The 17325-nt window shown below is 43.1% G+C and carries 17 protein-coding genes; all 17 read right to left on the bottom strand.

The features are described 5' to 3' along the window. Nucleotide 1 precedes the first annotated feature (1 nt). The 17 genes from rapZ to ACTWP7_RS09625 all read right to left on the bottom strand — a co-directional run bounded on the left by rapZ (nucleotide 2) and on the right by ACTWP7_RS09625 (nucleotide 17302). On the bottom strand, nucleotides 2–886 hold the full coding sequence (gene rapZ, locus ACTWP7_RS09705; RefSeq protein WP_014644245.1) for an RNase adapter RapZ: 885 nt from the start codon (nucleotides 884–886) through the stop codon (nucleotides 2–4). Between the two features lie 17 nt (nucleotides 887–903). Then, entirely contained in the window at nucleotides 904–1371 is a 468-nt protein-coding gene (locus ACTWP7_RS09700; RefSeq protein WP_443123024.1) for an 8-oxo-dGTP diphosphatase, read from the bottom strand. Between the two features lie 219 nt (nucleotides 1372–1590). Beyond that, entirely contained in the window at nucleotides 1591–2541 is a 951-nt protein-coding gene (gene trxB / locus ACTWP7_RS09695; protein WP_014644247.1) for a thioredoxin-disulfide reductase, read from the bottom strand. A gap of 214 nt (nucleotides 2542–2755) precedes the next feature. Continuing rightward, nucleotides 2756–3772: a tetratricopeptide repeat protein gene (locus tag ACTWP7_RS09690; RefSeq protein WP_443123023.1), complete on the bottom strand. Its 1017-nt coding sequence runs from the start codon at nucleotides 3770–3772 to the stop codon at nucleotides 2756–2758. An 86-nt stretch (nucleotides 3773–3858) separates the two neighbouring features. Further along, nucleotides 3859–4482: a bifunctional phosphoribosyl-AMP cyclohydrolase/phosphoribosyl-ATP diphosphatase HisIE gene (gene hisIE / locus ACTWP7_RS09685; protein WP_014644249.1), complete on the bottom strand. Its 624-nt coding sequence runs from the start codon at nucleotides 4480–4482 to the stop codon at nucleotides 3859–3861. After that, nucleotides 4479–5237, bottom strand: a complete 759-nt coding sequence (hisF, locus tag ACTWP7_RS09680) for an imidazole glycerol phosphate synthase subunit HisF (RefSeq protein WP_443123022.1) — start codon at nucleotides 5235–5237, stop codon at nucleotides 4479–4481. The genes hisIE and hisF overlap by 4 nt, the downstream gene beginning before the upstream one ends. Then, a complete protein-coding gene (hisA, locus tag ACTWP7_RS09675) occupies nucleotides 5237–5968 on the bottom strand; it encodes a 1-(5-phosphoribosyl)-5-[(5-phosphoribosylamino)methylideneamino]imidazole-4-carboxamide isomerase (protein ID WP_443123021.1) in 732 nt (243 codons plus the stop codon). The genes hisF and hisA overlap by 1 nt, the downstream gene beginning before the upstream one ends. A gap of 13 nt (nucleotides 5969–5981) precedes the next feature. Continuing rightward, on the bottom strand, nucleotides 5982–6611 hold the full coding sequence (hisH, locus tag ACTWP7_RS09670) for an imidazole glycerol phosphate synthase subunit HisH (RefSeq protein ID WP_443123020.1): 630 nt from the start codon (nucleotides 6609–6611) through the stop codon (nucleotides 5982–5984). Beyond that, entirely contained in the window at nucleotides 6612–7205 is a 594-nt protein-coding gene (hisB, locus tag ACTWP7_RS09665; protein ID WP_443123019.1) for an imidazoleglycerol-phosphate dehydratase HisB, read from the bottom strand. After that, on the bottom strand, nucleotides 7202–8476 hold the full coding sequence (hisD, locus tag ACTWP7_RS09660; protein ID WP_443123018.1) for a histidinol dehydrogenase: 1275 nt from the start codon (nucleotides 8474–8476) through the stop codon (nucleotides 7202–7204). The genes hisB and hisD overlap by 4 nt, the downstream gene beginning before the upstream one ends. After that, nucleotides 8476–9111: an ATP phosphoribosyltransferase gene (gene hisG / locus ACTWP7_RS09655; RefSeq protein ID WP_443123017.1), complete on the bottom strand. Its 636-nt coding sequence runs from the start codon at nucleotides 9109–9111 to the stop codon at nucleotides 8476–8478. Before hisG ends, hisD begins: the two co-directional genes overlap by 1 nt. After that, nucleotides 9104–10273 carry an ATP phosphoribosyltransferase regulatory subunit gene (locus tag ACTWP7_RS09650; protein ID WP_443123016.1) on the bottom strand — a complete coding sequence of 390 codons (1170 nt, stop codon included), beginning with the start codon at nucleotides 10271–10273 and terminating at the stop codon, nucleotides 9104–9106. The genes hisG and ACTWP7_RS09650 overlap by 8 nt, the downstream gene beginning before the upstream one ends. A gap of 707 nt (nucleotides 10274–10980) precedes the next feature. Further along, nucleotides 10981–12642, bottom strand: a complete 1662-nt coding sequence (locus ACTWP7_RS09645; RefSeq protein WP_443123015.1) for an acyl-CoA dehydrogenase family protein — start codon at nucleotides 12640–12642, stop codon at nucleotides 10981–10983. A gap of 10 nt (nucleotides 12643–12652) precedes the next feature. After that, the gene (locus ACTWP7_RS09640; RefSeq protein WP_443123014.1) at nucleotides 12653–14170 is read right to left on the bottom strand and encodes a class I adenylate-forming enzyme family protein; all 1518 of its coding nucleotides are present in this window, start codon (nucleotides 14168–14170) and stop codon (nucleotides 12653–12655) included. Next, nucleotides 14167–14556, bottom strand: a complete 390-nt coding sequence (locus ACTWP7_RS09635) for a MerR family transcriptional regulator (protein WP_443123013.1) — start codon at nucleotides 14554–14556, stop codon at nucleotides 14167–14169. Before ACTWP7_RS09635 ends, ACTWP7_RS09640 begins: the two co-directional genes overlap by 4 nt. 112 nt (nucleotides 14557–14668) lie before the next feature. After that, entirely contained in the window at nucleotides 14669–15499 is an 831-nt protein-coding gene (locus ACTWP7_RS09630) for a hypothetical protein (RefSeq protein ID WP_443123012.1), read from the bottom strand. Between the two features lie 135 nt (nucleotides 15500–15634). Then, nucleotides 15635–17302, bottom strand: a complete 1668-nt coding sequence (locus tag ACTWP7_RS09625) for a glycerol-3-phosphate dehydrogenase/oxidase (protein WP_443123011.1) — start codon at nucleotides 17300–17302, stop codon at nucleotides 15635–15637. Nucleotides 17303–17325: the final 23 nt, after the last annotated feature.

Genomic DNA, 17325 nt, shown 5'->3' with positions numbered 1-17325 from the left:
TCTACAAACCCTTCCTTTTATCAATATCTCTATGGGTCACGTGTGTAACGTAATCATTAGAGAAATACTCTGATAAATATTCTGCCAGTGCCACAGAACGGTGCTGACCGCCCGTACAGCCTATGGCTATAACCAACTGGCTTTTACCTTCCCGTTTATATTGCGGAAGCATAAATTGTAGTAAATCTTTAAGCTTCTCGAGGAACTTCTGCGTATCTGACCACTTGAAAACATATGAAGAAACTTCTGTAGTAAGACCAGTAAGCGGCCGCATGTGTTCTACGTAGTGGGGATTAGGCAGAAAACGAACGTCAAACATCAGATCGGCATCAATCGGCACACCATATTTAAAGCCGAATGAGACCATTTGGACAGAAAATACCTGTTGCTCACGCTGGCGATAGCTTTCCACAATGCGTTCACGAAGTTCTTTTGGTTTTAGAGAAGTCGTATCAATTAAAGTTTGTGCACGTCCGCGTAACTCATCAAGCATTTCACGTTCTTTACGAATCCCTTCCAGTGGAAGTCCTTCTTTCGCTAAAGGATGAGATCGACGGGTCTCTTTATAGCGTGAGACGAGCGCTTGATCTTCAGCATCCAGAAATAAAATCTGCTCGTGGATCCAGTCTTCTTTACCGAGCCGGTCTAATGAATCAAAAAGAGAATCAAAAAATTCCCGACCTCTTAAATCCATGACTAGTGCAACACTTTGAATGTTATTTGTAGAATCCTTCATCAGTTCCAGAAATTTAGGAAGCAAGGCTGGCGGCAGGTTGTCCACACAAAAAAAACCGAGATCTTCAAAGCTTTGAACAGCCACGGTTTTCCCTGCCCCTGACATTCCGGTAATAATCACTAACTGAGTATTGTTCGCTTCTTCTTGCATCCTCGATCGCTCCTCATTTAGTCAGGTCGTGACGGATCCATATCCTTATCAATCAGCTGGAAATCCGTCGTATATACAAATGTCCCATAAATTTGATCATCGCTATTTAAGATGTGTTTAAATATATGGCGGTCTCCCTCAGCCATTGGTTTACCGAGCACCTCATCTACAGGCACCCATTCGAGTTCGCCTTCCTCACTCGTCTCAAGGAGATTTCCAGAAGCAGAGGTGCAGTGAAAAGTGAACATCATCCATTCTTGAACTGTTTTTTCACCTTCACGCATAACAAAAGTAAACGATCCTCTTAATTCCGGCTCTTTAATTTCAAGTCCTGTTTCTTCCTTAAATTCACGGATAGCTGAATCTTTAATATTTTCTCCGTTCTCCATTTTACCACCAGGCGCTACATACCAGCCCCTTCTCGGTTTTTTTAACATTAATATGGAGTCATTCATTCTTAAAATACAATTGGCTACACGTTGCAACTTACAGTCACCTCATTTTCCTTCTAGAGGACATCATCCCTCATTATACAATGAATATGTCAGAAGCTACAATATTATAATTCGATGCAAAAAAAACCACAGGTGATAAGCACCTGTGTTTAATAGAGATATCTAATAAAAGGGGGGTCAATTAATCCACTACATTGTAACTTATTTTTATGTCATAGGTGTTACAGCACAGTTAATTTACAGTAATTTTTAGTTGACCATTTTCAGCTCTTCTAATAGGTTCTCAATATAATGCTGAGCAGATTGTGCAGCAATACTGCCATCACCTGTAGCTGTTACGATTTGACGCAGTTCTTTTTCACGGATATCCCCTGCAGCAAACACACCCGGCACTTTCGTTTCCATTTTTTCATCTGTTTCGATATAGCCTTGCTCATTCGTGACGCCGAGGCTTTCAAATGGCTTACTTAATGGTATAAGACCAATATAAATGAACGTACCATTTGTATTAAATTCATACTCTTGATTTGTTTTCTTATTGTGAAGGGTGACGCTGCCTACTTTACCATCCTGTTCATTAATGGAAGTCACAACGGTGTCCCAAATGAAATCAATCTTATCATTATCAAAAGCACGATCCTGAAGAATTTTTTGAGCGCGAAGCTCATCGCGGCGGTGTACAATCGTCACTTTACTGGCAAAGCGGGTTAGATATACGCCTTCTTCTACCGCTGAGTCTCCTCCGCCTACAACCACGAGCTCTTTATCGCGGAAGAATGCGCCATCGCATACTGCGCAGTAAGATACGCCGCGACCGCCCAATTCTTTCTCGCCAGGTACACCAAGCTCTTTATATTGAGCTCCCGTTGTAATAATGAGGGTGCGCGCTTTATATTCTTTTTTACCTGCTTTAATTGTTTTATACTCTTTTCCATCGATTACTTCTTTGATATCTCCGTAAGCATACTCAGCTCCGAATTTTTTTGCATGGCCAAACATTTTATTAGAAAGGTCTGGTCCAAGAATGCTTTCATAGCCCGGGTAGTTCTCTACATCTTCCGTGTTGGCCATCTGCCCGCCCGGTATTCCGCGTTCAAGCATTAGAGTATCAAGGTTAGCACGGGAAGTATAAACGGCTGCAGTCATTCCTGCTGGACCAGCCCCTGCGATAATAACGTCGTAAATACGATCTTCCGTCATCCGTTATCAGCTCCTTGTTTCAGTTTGTGTCCTGATGCCTTCATTCATTTCATGTACATATCATATTAAAACAAATAAAAACCGTCCATTAATGTGCTTATCATCTAAGATAATTAACGAGCGTTTCTTTTCTATAAATCTACAAATTTCGCCATAAAAACAAGCGGTCACTTCCAAAAAAAAGATGCCAGCTAATGTGACTATTACTTTTAGATCAATATCCCTTCCAGGGGCCCTCTTCTTTACTCAAGGTTGGGAATTGCTGGCAACCTTTTTCCCATAATTCTAAAGCCTTAGAAGGATTGCCTGTATGATAAACCGAAATACTGTACCATTTATAATAAACTCGTCTTCTCGTAACCTGGCGGTCTTTTAAGCTGTGAAAGCGGTCTACAGCTTCTTCGTAAAAGCCTGCTCTTGCCAGCGTCTCAGCGACAGCTAGTTTTTGCTGACTGTGCATGGGATAAACATTGCGCAGGAGATGAATGTGAAGCAAAGCTTCTTCCCTGTCCCCCTGCATAATTAGAAACGCAGAAAGGTTTACGTGGCTGTGTATATTTTCAGGTTCATTTTTCAACCATTCTTGTTCAATATCGATAGCTTCCTGCTGCTTCCCGCTCATAAACAGCGCATAAGCGTATTTATGCTTCGCCATCTGAAATTCGGGAAAGAGATGCATCATTTCATCTAATAAGCTTAACGCCTTTTCCCACTCTTCATGTTCAAGGTGATAGAAAGCAGTCTCTTGATAAATCAATAAATCATCTTCATCATCAAAAGCCCACTCATCATCATCCTCTTCTTCCTCCACTGACTCAAGCATTTCCAGAAGCTGCTTGGACGCTTCCTCGAATTCTCCGTCTTCGGACTGTTCAAGATAGGTTTCGGCATATTTTTTCGCATCACTTAATAAGCCAAGATGAGCATAGTTGTTGGCCATCAAATAGTAACAATCCACATATTCTTTTCCAAACCGGGCCAGTACTTCCGTTAACAGCTGGTTAGCCGCGTGATACGAACCGATTTCCGTGTACACAACAGAAAGCTGACAGGCATAAAGTGGTTCGTCAGGTGCTGCTTCTATTGCTTTTTTCAGCCACTTCACGGCTACATTGAAACGACGCTTCTGAAACGCCTGAATTCCATGGGTGAAATAGAAGTTTCCTGATGGCAAAAAAGGGATAATATTCGTATTTTCTTGAGCAGCTGTGCTATTTAGTGATGTCGTCATGAGCGTCCCCCTATTTCCGTTACAAATCTCACTAATAAAGCAGTATAACATAGAAATGTATTATGAAATAGGAGATTTTGCAACTTTTAAGAGTGGCGTTCTTCCAGAACCGTCAGTACGTCATCAAGTGGGACTCCACGATCAGTCAAAATGACAAGTAAGTGGAAAAGCAGATCTGCTGATTCAAGGGCCATTTCTTCTGGATCATCATTTTTAGCTGCAATGATAACTTCTCCCGCTTCCTCTCCAATTTTCTTGGCAATCCGGTCTACGCCTTCACTAAATAGTTTGGCTGTATAAGAACCTTCCGGAAGTGTAGATTTCCGTTCGGCAAGTGTACTTTGCAACTGATCCAGAATTTGATAGCGATTCTCTTTCACATGTCCTTCCGTATCGGTCAATGATTCCGAGAAGCAGCTGTAATCTCCTTTATGACAAGCAGGTCCGTTTGGAACGACTTGCACGAGTAAAGCGTCCTGATCACAATCGAAATGGATGCTCGTTACTTTTTGTGTATTTCCAGAGGTTTCTCCTTTATGCCACAACTCTTGACGGGAGCGGCTGAAAAAAACGGTTTCCCCAATTTCCAATGTCTTTTCTAATGATTCTTTACTCATATAGGCCAGTGTTAGTACAGCCTTTGAACGTGCATCCTGCACAATAGCAGGGACAAGTCCTTGTTCATCAAATTGTAGATCATTTACATTCATCTCACGATTACCCCTTTCTCCTTCAAATAAGCTTTAACATTTGCAACGGACGTTTCTTTATAATGGAAAATCGAAGCAGCTAAAGCGGCATCCGCATCGACTTCTGTAAATACATCATAGAAATGTTCACTGGAACCGGCTCCGCCTGAAGCAATGACAGGTACGTTTACGACGTCCTGTACTGCCTCCAATAAAGGAAGATCAAAGCCTGTCTTTTCACCATCTTTATTCATAGATGTCAACAGGATTTCTCCTGCTCCACGACGAACTGCTTCTTCCGCCCATTCGGTCACTTTCCACTCAGAAGGGGTACGTCCTCCACGGGTATAGACACGCCATGTTCCCCACTCTTCATCATAACGAGCGTCAATCGCTACCACAATACACTGGCTGCCGAAATAATCCGCTCCTTCTGTAAGCAGTTCCGGCCGATTCACCGCTGAAGAATTTAAAGAAACTTTATCCGCTCCGTTTCTTAGGGTTTCTTTAATATCTTCCAGTGAGCGGATCCCTCCTCCGACTGTAAAAGGAATCGCCAGCTCTGAAGCTACCGAGCGAACGACATCAATCATCGTTTTCTTTCCTTCATGAGTAGCTGATATATCTAAAAAAACCAGTTCATCCGCTCCTTGCTCGTCATAAACCTTTGCAAGCTCTACAGGATCTCCAGCATCACGAATATCGACAAATTGAATCCCTTTCACTACTCTTCCTTCCTTCACATCCAGGCATGGAATAATGCGTTTGGATAACATCAGCTTTCCTCCAATTCAAGAGCTTCAGAGAGGGTGAAACGATCAGTATAAAGAGCTTTTCCAACAATGGAACCGATAACGTGACGGCCCTGGTAGTTCTTGAGTATTTCTAAGTCGCTCAGCCCCTGGATGCCTCCTGAGGCAATAACATTAACCTTTGTTTCATCTGCCAATCGAACAATTTCTTTTACATTAGGTCCAGACAACATGCCATCTTTGGCAATATCGGTGTAAATAAATGTCCGTGCTCCTGCCTCGGCTAATTCACGGCCTAAATCAACTGCCTGTATCTGAGAACTTTCAAGCCACCCAGCTGTAGACACGTAGCCATCTCGTGCATCGAGCCCGATGACGATACGCTCTCCATAATGACGAAGAAGAGATTTCGTTAATTCTAAATCACGAACAGCAAGTGAACCGATGATTACTCGATCTACTCCCTTTTCCAAATAAAAACGTACATCTTCTTCGCTGCGGATCCCTCCGCCAATCTGTACATGTGAAGACAATTCCTTCGCTGCACGAAGCACATGCTCCGCATTTTTTCTTGAACCTTCTTTAGCTCCGTCAAGGTCGACCATATGAATCCAGGACGCGCCTTTTTCGGAGAAGTCCCGGGCCACTTCAAATGGGTCTTCCCCATACACCGTTTCCTTATCAAAGTCTCCCTGTTCAAGGCGGACACATTTTCCATTACGCATATCAATTGCTGGGTAAATTGTAAAACTCATCTCAAAAAACTCCTCACTGTTTGACCATTACTTTGCAAAAATTCTCTAAGAGCTGCATGCCGGCTCTACCGCTTTTCTCGGGGTGGAACTGACTTGCTACCAGGTTATTTCGACCAACGATGGCCGGTACTTCAAGGTGATAATCGGCTGTTGCATAGAGGATAGATGGGTCAGGGGTCTGTACGACAAAGGAGTGAACAAAATAAACATAATCTTCTTTCACGTCAGAAAGTAGCGGCTCTTCAGGATGAAGCAGGTTCATCTTATTCCAGCCCATATGAGGTACTTTATAGGATTTCCCCTGTTCATTCACGCCTGGAAATCTGACAATTTTGCCCGGAAAGAGACCTAGTCCTTCAGTTTCTCCGCCTTCCTCACTGGCTTCAAATAACAACTGCATGCCTAAACAAATTCCGTAAATCGGCACCCCGGCTTTAACTTTTTCTTTTATAAAAGGGATGAAGCCGTGTTCTTCCAGTGCTTTCATAGCATCTGGAAAAGCACCAACACCCGGGAGAATGTATCCGTCACAACCCTCAATCTCAGCAGGTCTTTCACCAAATTTATAAGGAACTTTCAAACGCTCTAAGGCTTTAGAAACACTGAATAAATTCCCCATTCCATAATCTATAATTCCTATCATTTATAAACTTCCTTTCGTACTTGGCACTCCTTGAACCCGGGGATCAATTTGAGTTGCTTCATCAAGTGCACGAGCAAGAGCTTTAAACATGGCTTCAATTATATGGTGTGTATTATGTCCATGGTGAAGAACGATATGGAGATTCATCCTGGCTTCAACTGCAAATTTCCAAAAAAACTCATGTACATTTTCCGTATCAAAGCTGCCCAGGCGATCTTTAGGTAATTCCGCTTTCCATTCAAGGTGTGGACGATCACTAAGATCTACCGCTACTGTTACAAGCGTCTCATCCATAGGAAGAGTCATCGAACCATACCTTTTCATACCAAATTTATCTCCCAGAGCTTCCCGGAAAGCTTGGCCCAGACAAATACCAATATCCTCAGTCAAGTGGTGATCATCGACTTCCACATCCCCATATCCTTTAACGGAAAGATTAAACAGACCATGCTTTGCAAAAAGCTCGAGCATATGAGCTAAAAAAGGAACCTGCACATCCAAATCTGCTTTACCAGAACCATCGACAGAAATGCCAAGTTCTATATTGGTTTCACCCGTTTTACGTACAATTTCAGCGTACCTTTTGTTGGTCATTTCCATCTCTCCTTCCGCGTGTCAATTGCCCTTGCGTGCGCTTCTAACCCTTCCAGCCGGGCATAACGTGCGATCTTATCACCATGTTTCTTTAGTGCCTCTTCACTGTAGGAAATAACACTCGACTTTTTGAGAAAATCGTCTACATTCAAAGGACTGGAAAAACGAGCCGTACCGTTCGTCGGAAGTACATGATTAGGTCCGGCGAAATAATCACCCACAGGCTCGCTGCTATAAGGTCCGAGGAAAATTGCACCAGCATTTTTAATTTTTCCTAAGTGTTGAAAAGGTTCTTCTGTTACAATTTCCAAGTGTTCAGGAGCGATTTCATTTATTGTAGTAATAGCTTCGTCCCACGTTTCGCATAAAAGGATCATGCCGTAATCCTCCACGCTTTTACGTGCAATCTCAGCACGAGGCAAGTCCTCTAATTGATTTTTCACTTCTTGCTGTACCTGTTCAGCAAGCTCCTGACTCGTTGTTACAAGAACACTGGAAGAACGTGCATCGTGCTCTGCTTGAGATAGAAGATCAGCGGCTACTTCAGAAGCAAGCGCCGTGTCATCCGCCAATATTGCAATTTCACTGGGACCAGCAATCATATCGATATCTACATCGCCGAAGACTTCTCTTTTCGCAAGGGCCACAAATACATTTCCTGGTCCAGTAATTTTATCTACAGCAGGAACAGTCTCCGTCCCATAAGCGAGGGCTGCAATCGCCTGAGCACCGCCAACTTTATAAACATTCTCAACGCCAAGAATATGAGCGGCAAGTAATACACCATCCGGAACCTTACCATCTTTCCCAGGGGGCGTGACCATCACGATCCTTTCCACTCCGGCTACCTGAGCCGGAATCACATTCATAAATACAGAAGATGGATAAGCTGCCGTGCCTCCAGGTACATACACACCGGCCGCTTCAATAGCGGTGATTTTCTGGCCTAAAATTGTACCATCATCTGATGAATCAAACCAGGACGCAGGTCGCTGCTTTTCATGAAAGCGGCGTATATTAGCAGCTGCTTCTTGCAGAATTTCTACAAATTCCCCATCAAGCGCTTCGTATGCTTCTTCAAATTCTTGTGGTGAAACTTTGTACTGATCAAGCTTTACCCCATCGAAGCGTTCTGTATAGTTAAGGACAGCTTCGTCTCCTTGAGCTTTCACTTCCTCAATAATTGCTTGGACCGTTTTTCTCTGTTCCTCTGTTCCTTGCTCTACACGGCGGCGTAACGAAACACGGTCACTTTTTCCAATGATTTTCATTACTTTATCCCCTCCATGACGTCACTGAGGTTCGTCACCATGTGCTCAATCTCTTCACTCTTCAAACGATAGCTAACTGGATTTACAATCAAGCGAGAGGTGATGTCAGCGATCTTTTCATATTCCATCAGACCGTTCTCTTTCAATGTCCTGCCCGTAGAAACGATGTCCACGATTCGGTCTGCCAGCCCAATTAGTGGTGCCAGTTCAATCGAACCATTGAGCGGAATTATTTCAATCTGCTCGCCCTGTTCACGAAAATAATCGGAAGCTACCTTCGGATATTTAGTGGCAATCTTTGGGGCAATCCGACTGAGAGGCTGGTCCGGTACACCTGCAACGGCTACGTAACATGGACTGATTTTTAAATCGAGTACTTCATAGACATCACGGTCCTGTTCCAGAAGCACATCTTTCCCGGCAATCCCAAGATCAGCTGCGCCATATTCTACATAAGTGACTACGTCCATTGGCTTGGCCATCATCACACGAATATTTTGCTCAGGAAATTCAAGGATAAGCTTCCGGGACTCTTCAAGATCTGCTCCTAAGTCGTAACCCGCCCGTTTCATAAGCTCAGCTGCTTCTTCATATATCCTGCCTTTTGGCATAGCGATTGTCAGACGTTTATTCATCCTGACTACCTCCTACCTGAGTAAAATCAATTGTACTAGCTAATTGTGCGTAAAATGCAGGAAGATCCGGTATTTGGTCTACGTGCTGTAAAAGAACCGCATGTCCTTCTTTTCGATATTTATCTGCCTTTATTTTCCCCTCTGCATACGAATCATCGTCCACAATAATGCCGATCCTTTCGTCCCGATCCTCAAGATCATTCAATGCTTCTACCAGGCGTTCCAAATGAATGGCAAAACCTGTAGCTGAAGCATTCAGTTCAAAAGATGGTAGCAGGGTATCATAGCGTCCACCATTACAAAGCAGAGCACCCAGGTTTGGGGCATAACCTTCGAAAAGAATGCCTGTATAATATTCCATGTGGCTAATCAAATTTAAGTCAAACTGAATATAGTCTTCTACGCCGTTCACTTTTAATAAACGGTGGAGCTGTTTTAATTCATTGACTGCCTGCATACACGATTGATTTCGAGCCAGCGAACGACTGGCTTCAAATATTTCTTCTCCGCCTCGAAGAGAGAGCAGTTCAAGCAGCGCCTGCTTTTTATCTTCGGAAATAGAAAGCGACTTCACACATTCTCTAAATCCAACATAATTTTTTCTATATAAGTAATGAAGCAGGGTTTCCATCGTTTCTTCATCATCTCCGAGAAGATCACTGAAAAATGCTTTCACATAACCAATGTGGCCAACGGTAATAACAAAATTATCAAGGCCCGTCTGTTTAAGAGAATCAACAAGCAGGGCAATCACTTCCGCATCTCCATAAGAGGAATGGTCTCCAATCAATTCTGTTCCTACTTGCTCAAACTGCGCGGGTTTACCCCCTTCGGCCTGCTGCGCACGAAAAACAGGACCGTCGTAAGCCAGACGCAGTGGAAACTCTCCGTTCTTTAACTGCGAAGCGGCTACACGGGCAATCGGTGCCGTCATATCCGGTCTGAGTACAAGTGTGTGACCTTGCTGGTCCAGTAGCTTGAATAACTGTTGATCCAGCGTCGCGCTCACTTTTCCTACTGTATCGTGATACTCCATAAGCGGTGTATCCATAAATGAGTAGCCATATGACAAGATAGCTTCTGATAACTGTCTTCTCGCTTTCGACTTTTGATTATAAAAAAAAGGGAGCGTGTCGCGCATCCCCAGTGGCTTTTCAAACATTAACCGTTTAACCAATGGTATTCATTCCTTTCGACAAATCCTTTAGCTTGCTAATATGCTAACAAAATAAAGATACAGCGTCAATGCAAAATCCTTTCCTTATGTTCTCCTTCTTATCATAGCAGAAACAATAGTTTCGGTCTTATTTAAGAGGTGAGAATGTACAAAGAATCACGATTAATGCCTTTATAATTTATGTTGAACATTGTTGAAGATTTAATAAGTAAGTTACTACACAACCGGGCCTGATTATTGAAGACTCAGTTCCGAGATAAACGGGGTCCGTTACCAAAATATAGACCTAGGCGGCTACGGAAACAACTCGTTTTGTTCCATCACCCTGACACTCGAGACATAAGCCGCTCATCAACGGATGGAAAAACCGCCATCTTTTTGATGGTCGGCTTATGCTGGTCGTGTCTTTCGGAGTGATTCCACATTTGATGCCCTACACGACGCATGGCCGGAAATCGAAATCGTCCCCGGAGGACCCTCGCTCCTCAAATATCTCGAAATCAAGTCAACTAATAGGGGCTTATATTTAAAAAACATCAATTTAAATCAACGGTCCGGTTACAGGACAGAGGTGGATATCTATTTTATTATTCCAAAGCACTGCCGATTTCACCTGAAAACATGGCAGAATCATCAACTTTCACTCCTACAATAAAATAAGCTCCTATAGGAAATAGGAGCTCTCGACTTGGTCATTCTCTGGCTTTTGACAAATCCAGTAATTCATCTGCGTAGCGAAGCGTCAAGGGCCCCCCTGTCACTTGTTCTTTTCCAAAAGCAAGCTGAACATAAATTTCAGCCACTTTTTCTGCTTTTCCACTATTTTTTCCCGCTTCAAGAGCGATGACAGCTTCATAAATGATTGCCATCTGTCTGGCAATTGATTTACTATAGTACGTTTGAATATCAGAGGACTGATTAAGAATTTCTGTAACCTGATCTCCCAACGATTTAATTTCCTGTTTTACCATCTCTACTTGAGAAGCGAATCCATTAACCTGTTCTAGACGCTGGGTCATTTCTTCATAGAAAAAGGAATGTGCTTCGAATTTATTTAACAGACGTAGGACCTCAAGACCTAGTATATTCGCTGTACCTTCCCAGACAGTGAGCACTTGTGCGTCACGCAGCAGCCTGGGCATGATAAAATCCTCAATGTATCCGTTGCCGCCGTGTAATTCAATCGCTTCATGTGTAAAGGCTACTGCCTGCTCTGCTGTTTCTTTCTTTAGAATTGCAATTTTGAGCCGGTTCATGACTTCTTCTGAAGAAGGCGTGGAGCTCTTTCTTGAGACAGATTTTTCGAAGTGACTGATCATGTCAAAAACCGCTCTCGTTTCTATTTCCTGCTTTACACGCAACCGGACCAGGGTATCCTTAATCATCGGAAAATCAATAAGCCTGTTTCCAAAAGCTTCTCGTTTACTAGCGTAATCCAAGGATTCCGTGTAGGCGCGCCTCATAATACCAATAGAGGCTGTAGCATTGCACACCCTGGATAAATTCAATGCTTCCATCATGTAATAGAAACCTTGTTCAGGTTTGCCAACCAGATAAGCTTCAGCCCCACTGAACTCCACCTCCGCAGATGGGACAGCACGAACACCAAGCTTGTCTTTCAATCTCCGAATCTGAATACCATTCAGCTCCCCGTTGTCTTTTCTCCAGGGAACTAAGAATAAACTGAGCCCCTTCGTGCCTGAAGGAGCATCCTCCAACCTTGCGAGAACCATCGCTATGCCGCATGCGCCGGCATTGCTGGCAAAGTATTTTTCCCCGTAAATCAGGAAATGATTTTCTTCAGAAAAAGCTTTGACTTCATTAGCACCTACATCCGAACCACCCTGCCTTTCTGTTAAAAATGTTGCTCCTTCATATAATTCCATTTCTCCCGTAGAAAGGACATGAGGAAGATATCTCTCCTTTAATTCTTGAGAAGCATAACGTTCGATTAGATAAGCAGTGGCCATTGTCAATGTGACAGGGCAGTAGAATCCTGACTCCGCTTGGGAAAGAAGATAACCTTGAGCAAAGGAATAGACATATCCGCCTGGACGTCCAAGTTCTGGTATATCTTTATGAATGTATCCTACAATCCCTGCTCCATATGTTTCCTCAATCGTTTTTTTGTAGCCTTCATTTAACCACACTTCTGATTGGTCTTCCCCGTACTTATCATATTTTATTAACTTGGGCTGACCTTCGCGGTCTGTGTGACGTGCCCGCCTGTCAATCTCACCGCCGCATAAAGTGCCAAATTTTTGCAGCTGTTCATTAGCCCATTCCCATAATGGCGGGTCCAATTGTTCCTTTAAAATCGTCTGCAGGTTTGAATCTTCCTCATAAAAATTCACCGTTCTCCTCCTACCGATTATGGATTTGGTCACGAAGCCGATTCTTCATTAATTTCCCTGTTGCGTTCCTAGGGAGTTCACTTATCTCTTCATAGAGTTTCGGGATTTTATAATCTGCCATCGCCTGTCGTAAGTATTCCTTGCACTCTTCTGCAAGATGATTCAATGTTCCGTCCTGAACAATGAATGCTTTAACGGTTTCGCCCCAATCTGGATGAGGGACACCAATTACGGCGGCATCCTGTACGTGTGGATGCCTGAGGAGCGCGTCTTCAATTTCACGAGGAAAAACATTCGAACCCCCCGAAATAATGATGTCTTTTTTACGATCGACCACCCAATAGAAGCCATCCTGATCTCTTTGCGCAAGATCCCCGGTATATAGCCATCCGTCTTTCAGCGCTTCTTTTGTTTTCAATTCATCCTTATAATATCCTTTCATCGTTCCTTCTCCACGCAGAATGATTTCTCCTACTTCATCTATTCCCGCTTCATTTCCCTGATCATCTACTACCTTCATTTCACAATTTAAGGCTGCTCTCTGGCCGATACTCCCTGCTTTTTCATCATGTTCTAGCGGTAAGAGCAGTGACCCATTAGGTCCCGCTTCCGTTAAACCATATACACAGTATAATTGCTCTGTGTCGAGCTGTTCCTGAATGAACTGTACCTCACTCCGCGATAAAGGAGCACCTCCATAGACCCAATATTTCATCCATGACAAGTCGATTTCCGTCACTTTAGGGTGCTTAGCCGTTAATAGATAAGCTACCGGTGCACCGAAGAAATGAGTAGAACGTTCCGAGGAGGCCAATTCAAGTAAAAGTTCCGGGCTAAAAGATGGAACAAGAATATGAGCGGCCCCCACATACGTTCCAGCAGCCATAAAAAGGTGAAGCGGAGCAGAATGACTAAGCGGCATCATGTGCAGCATACGGCTGCTTGGCTTCATCTCCAATTCCACTGCCATCATTCGGGATACTGTCAAAATATTGCGGTGAGTGAATACCACTCCTTTCGGTTTTCCGGTTGTACCAGAGGTATAGAGGATCGAAGCTTCTGTATCTTCCTCGGCCGTGTTCACGATTTCCTTCCCGCTTTCTTTGGACATCAATTCTTCAAATGACAGCCAATAATCCGTAGATGAACCTGTTTTGATAAATGTTCCTTTTTTCTCGTGTACGAGACAAGCCACTTGTTCAAATAGAAGTTCATGAGTCAGAAAGAACGTCGTGTCACTATGATCAAAAATATGGGATAGCTCGCTGATGATCAATCGAGCATTTACAGGCACGGCAATGGCACCAATCCGGTGAACAGCAAAATAACTGATGACAAATTCGATCGTATTCGGCATATGGATCATTACTTTATCGGCTGGCTGAATACCTAGCCTCCGCAAAGCATGTGCAAACTGATTTACTTTAAAATTCCATTCCTTATAATTCAAACGGCTAGTCGGAGTAATTAAACCCTCTTTTAGAGGATATTTACGGGACTGATAAGCTAAAAGTTCTGATAGATTCACAGGGGTTCCCCTCTCCTTTTTACTAACTCTTCCTCAAACTTCTGCAGCCACGAATTCATCTCAATCTTCAATTGCTCCAATTCCAATAATCGACGATCAATTTCTTTCATCTTTCTGCGACCATACTCCATTGTTTTTTCTATTTGCTGTACACCCGAAGGATCAAGATCAATCAGTTGGATCATGTTTTTAATTTCTTCAAGTTGAAATCCATATTTTTTCCCACGAAAAACTAGACCTAATCTGGTTATGTCTTTTCGGCTGAATCGTCTATGTCCATTTTCTCGATGGGGGTGAACGAGTCCAATTTCTTCATAGTAGCTGATCGTTCTAGTGGTCACCTGAAATTTTTCTGCCACTTCAGCAATTGCTAATTCTTCAACCATCTTTCCCTCCTTATCGCGTTTGAAAATTCTAACAATTATACTATATCATTTACGTTAACGTTAAGTTCAACTTAAAAAATTTGGAAATTACTATAAAAAAATACCCCGTTTGTTAAACGGGGTATACTGGCTCATTAATTCTGTCGTGATTGTAAAAGAAATAAGAAAGCGAGTAAGGAGTGGGGATTTCCTCGCGCCTCTTCCACTCAACCAAATATCCATTTACTTCTTCAAAGCGTTCTGCCGCTTCTACAGGGATGGCATTCTGTTTAATAACAGCCCAGACGTTCCCTTCATGATCCTTAACGTTATAATGGCCAATATAAGGATCCCCCTCTGCACTCCATCTGCAATAATCTTTCTCTATATAGCTAAAAATCCTCCTGCCCGTGGTCTTATGTTTCGTATCTTTTGTGTAAGCCACATAATGCCCTTTTGGAACCTGAACATATCCGCGCCAGGAGAACCCTCCCTTCTTCTCTATGTGGTACACAGCATCTCCGTGTTGATTGTACATGACATAGTCTGCAGAGAGAATCGATCCATAATAAGCGAGAAATGTAAGCTTATGCAGCAAGTTAGGTTTTTCATTAATGTGAGTGTATGCCTTTCCATCCATATCGTATAACGTGGCCTGAAACATATTCTTCGTACTGTGCCCCATATACATACGTGCCGGAAGCTTTTCAACTGGCTCTATTAAATGATCTTCTGTAAAACCGTTATCGGTCTGTTTAGCTTTTTCATAATCACGATAGCCGGTTTTTAACAAAGCGAGTCCGCTGATCGTTAACACAGGTCCGTAAAGAAGACTCAGTGGAAAGCTTTGATATTGGAAGGTAAGGATACTTAGTATGAAAAACAGGCCGCCGGCTAACAACGCCCCTCCCGTAATCAACTGCCTCCTGCCGTCCTGCCGGATCAGAGTTTGGACATTCGTCATCTACTTCACCTCTCCTCTTATTTTACGATCACTTTTGGTAAAAGTTTCATAATTATAGCTTACCATATTCAACCTCTGATCCCACTGACATACAAAAAAAGCGCCCCGGCATACAGGGCGCTCTTCTGTGGAAGTTTATGCATATTCAATTGGGACTACGGCTTCTTTTAGAAGCTGGTCCAGTTCTTGCGTGTAGGTGCGTTTTTGTTCATCGGTGTAATTCAAGGCTTTTGCCATATAGTTAATAACCGCTTCCTTGTGTTCATGAACCCAGTTAATATTAAAGAATAAAGCTGCCGTCCTGCGCACAAAGAAGTCGACCGGTTTATACGTGAATTCTGCTTCCAATGCATAAGCAAGCTGGGCAAAAACTACCGGTTCAAGCTGCGCCTGCTGAGCTTCCTGTTTACGATTTTTATATATATGGAAGACCGCATCTACATTGGAACCGTAGAGACGAACAAGTTTTTCAGCCGTTTCTTCTGAAAGACCGATGGATTCTCCTATCTGAATTCTCTCTTTTAAGAACTGCTTAAATCCTTGGGAGCCATTTACTTCTCCACCGGAAATCGGCATGTACTTCGTTTCAGAGTCAGAGTAAAGAATTCCGTATTCCTCCATCAGTTGATCACGTACGATATCTACAGCTTGTTGAGACATTTTACGGTAACCAGTTAATTTACCGCCTGCCATAGAAATCAAACCTGAATCAGAAATAAAGATTTCATCTTTTCGGGATATTTCTGATGGGTCTTTTCCTTCCTCATGAATCAATGGACGTACCCCTGCCCAGCTGGATTCTACATCTTCAGCTGTTACATCAACGGTTGGAAACATGTCGTGAATCGCATTTAGCACATAGTCACGATCATCTTCCGTCATGGTCGGGTGCGAAATTTCATCAGAATACTCCGTGTCGGTTGTACCAACATAAGTCTTACCATCACGCGGAATGGCAAAGATCATTCGACCATCCGGGCTGTCGAAATAAATTGCCTGTTTAAGCGGGAATTTAGACTGATCGAACACGAGGTGTATTCCTTTTGTAAGTTGAAGGGTTTTTCCTTTTTTCGATCCATCAATTTCACGCAGATCATCTACCCATGGGCCACCTGCGTTAATAATTTTTTTAGCTTTCACATGATATTGCTTCCCGGAGATGGTATCTTCTATTTTAGCTCCGACCATCTTCCCGTCTTCATTATAGATAAAATCAACCACTTTAGCGTAGTTAAGGGAGTTTGCCCCATGTTCTACTGCTTTTTTCATAACTTCAAGCGTTAAGCGGGCATCGTCGGTTTTATATTCTACATAGAAACCGGCTCCCTTAAGGTTTTCCTTCTTAACAAGTGGCTCGCGTTCTAACGCTTCTTCCGGGCTGAACATCGTTCGGCGTTCCGATTTTTTCACCCCTGCAAGGTAATCGTAAACACGCAGCCCAAGACTTGTCGAAAATGGACCAAAGTTACCTCCCTCATGGAACGGAAGCATCATCCACTCTGGTGTGGTTACATGAGGACCATTTTCGTACACGATTTCACGTTCTTTGCCTACTTCTGCCACCATTTTAACTTCGAAATTCTTAAGGTAACGAAGACCTCCATGGACAAGCTTCGTGGATCGGCTGGAAGTACCAGCTGCGTAATCCTGCATTTCAACTACTGTTGTTTTTAGTCCTCGGCTGGCTGCATCAAGAGCAATTCCAGATCCAGTAATTCCCCCGCCAATGACAAGGACATCCCAATCTTCTTGGGTGAGTTTATCAAAATGTGATGTTCTCTCATAACTTGAGAAGGGTTTCATGTTATCTCTCCTTATTTCGTTGG

The organism is Halobacillus sp. B29 (assembly GCF_052246755.1).
Classification (GTDB): domain Bacteria; phylum Bacillota; class Bacilli; order Bacillales; family Halobacillaceae; genus Halobacillus; species Halobacillus halophilus.
This window is presented reverse-complemented; position numbering and strand designations above follow the sequence as displayed.

Coding starts and splice junctions, on each gene's coding strand:
- hisH (WP_443123020.1), bottom strand. CDS start 6,611: ATGATAGGAATTATAGATTATGGAATGGGGAATTTATTCAGTGTTTCT.
- hisIE (WP_014644249.1), bottom strand. CDS start 4,482: ATGAATGTAAATGATCTACAATTTGATGAACAAGGACTTGTCCCTGCT.
- trxB (WP_014644247.1), bottom strand. CDS start 2,541: ATGACGGAAGATCGTATTTACGACGTTATTATCGCAGGGGCTGGTCCA.
- ACTWP7_RS09650 (WP_443123016.1), bottom strand. CDS start 10,273: ATGTTTGAAAAGCCACTGGGGATGCGCGACACGCTCCCTTTTTTTTAT.
- ACTWP7_RS09625 (WP_443123011.1), bottom strand. CDS start 17,302: ATGAAACCCTTCTCAAGTTATGAGAGAACATCACATTTTGATAAACTC.
- hisA (WP_443123021.1), bottom strand. CDS start 5,968: ATGAGTTTTACAATTTACCCAGCAATTGATATGCGTAATGGAAAATGT.
- hisD (WP_443123018.1), bottom strand. CDS start 8,476: ATGAAAATCATTGGAAAAAGTGACCGTGTTTCGTTACGCCGCCGTGTA.
- ACTWP7_RS09690 (WP_443123023.1), bottom strand. CDS start 3,772: ATGACGACATCACTAAATAGCACAGCTGCTCAAGAAAATACGAATATT.
- rapZ (WP_014644245.1), bottom strand. CDS start 886: ATGCAAGAAGAAGCGAACAATACTCAGTTAGTGATTATTACCGGAATG.
- hisF (WP_443123022.1), bottom strand. CDS start 5,237: ATGTTATCCAAACGCATTATTCCATGCCTGGATGTGAAGGAAGGAAGA.
- ACTWP7_RS09630 (WP_443123012.1), bottom strand. CDS start 15,499: ATGACGAATGTCCAAACTCTGATCCGGCAGGACGGCAGGAGGCAGTTG.
- hisG (WP_443123017.1), bottom strand. CDS start 9,111: ATGAATAAACGTCTGACAATCGCTATGCCAAAAGGCAGGATATATGAA.
- ACTWP7_RS09635 (WP_443123013.1), bottom strand. CDS start 14,556: ATGGTTGAAGAATTAGCAATTGCTGAAGTGGCAGAAAAATTTCAGGTG.
- hisB (WP_443123019.1), bottom strand. CDS start 7,205: ATGACCAACAAAAGGTACGCTGAAATTGTACGTAAAACGGGTGAAACC.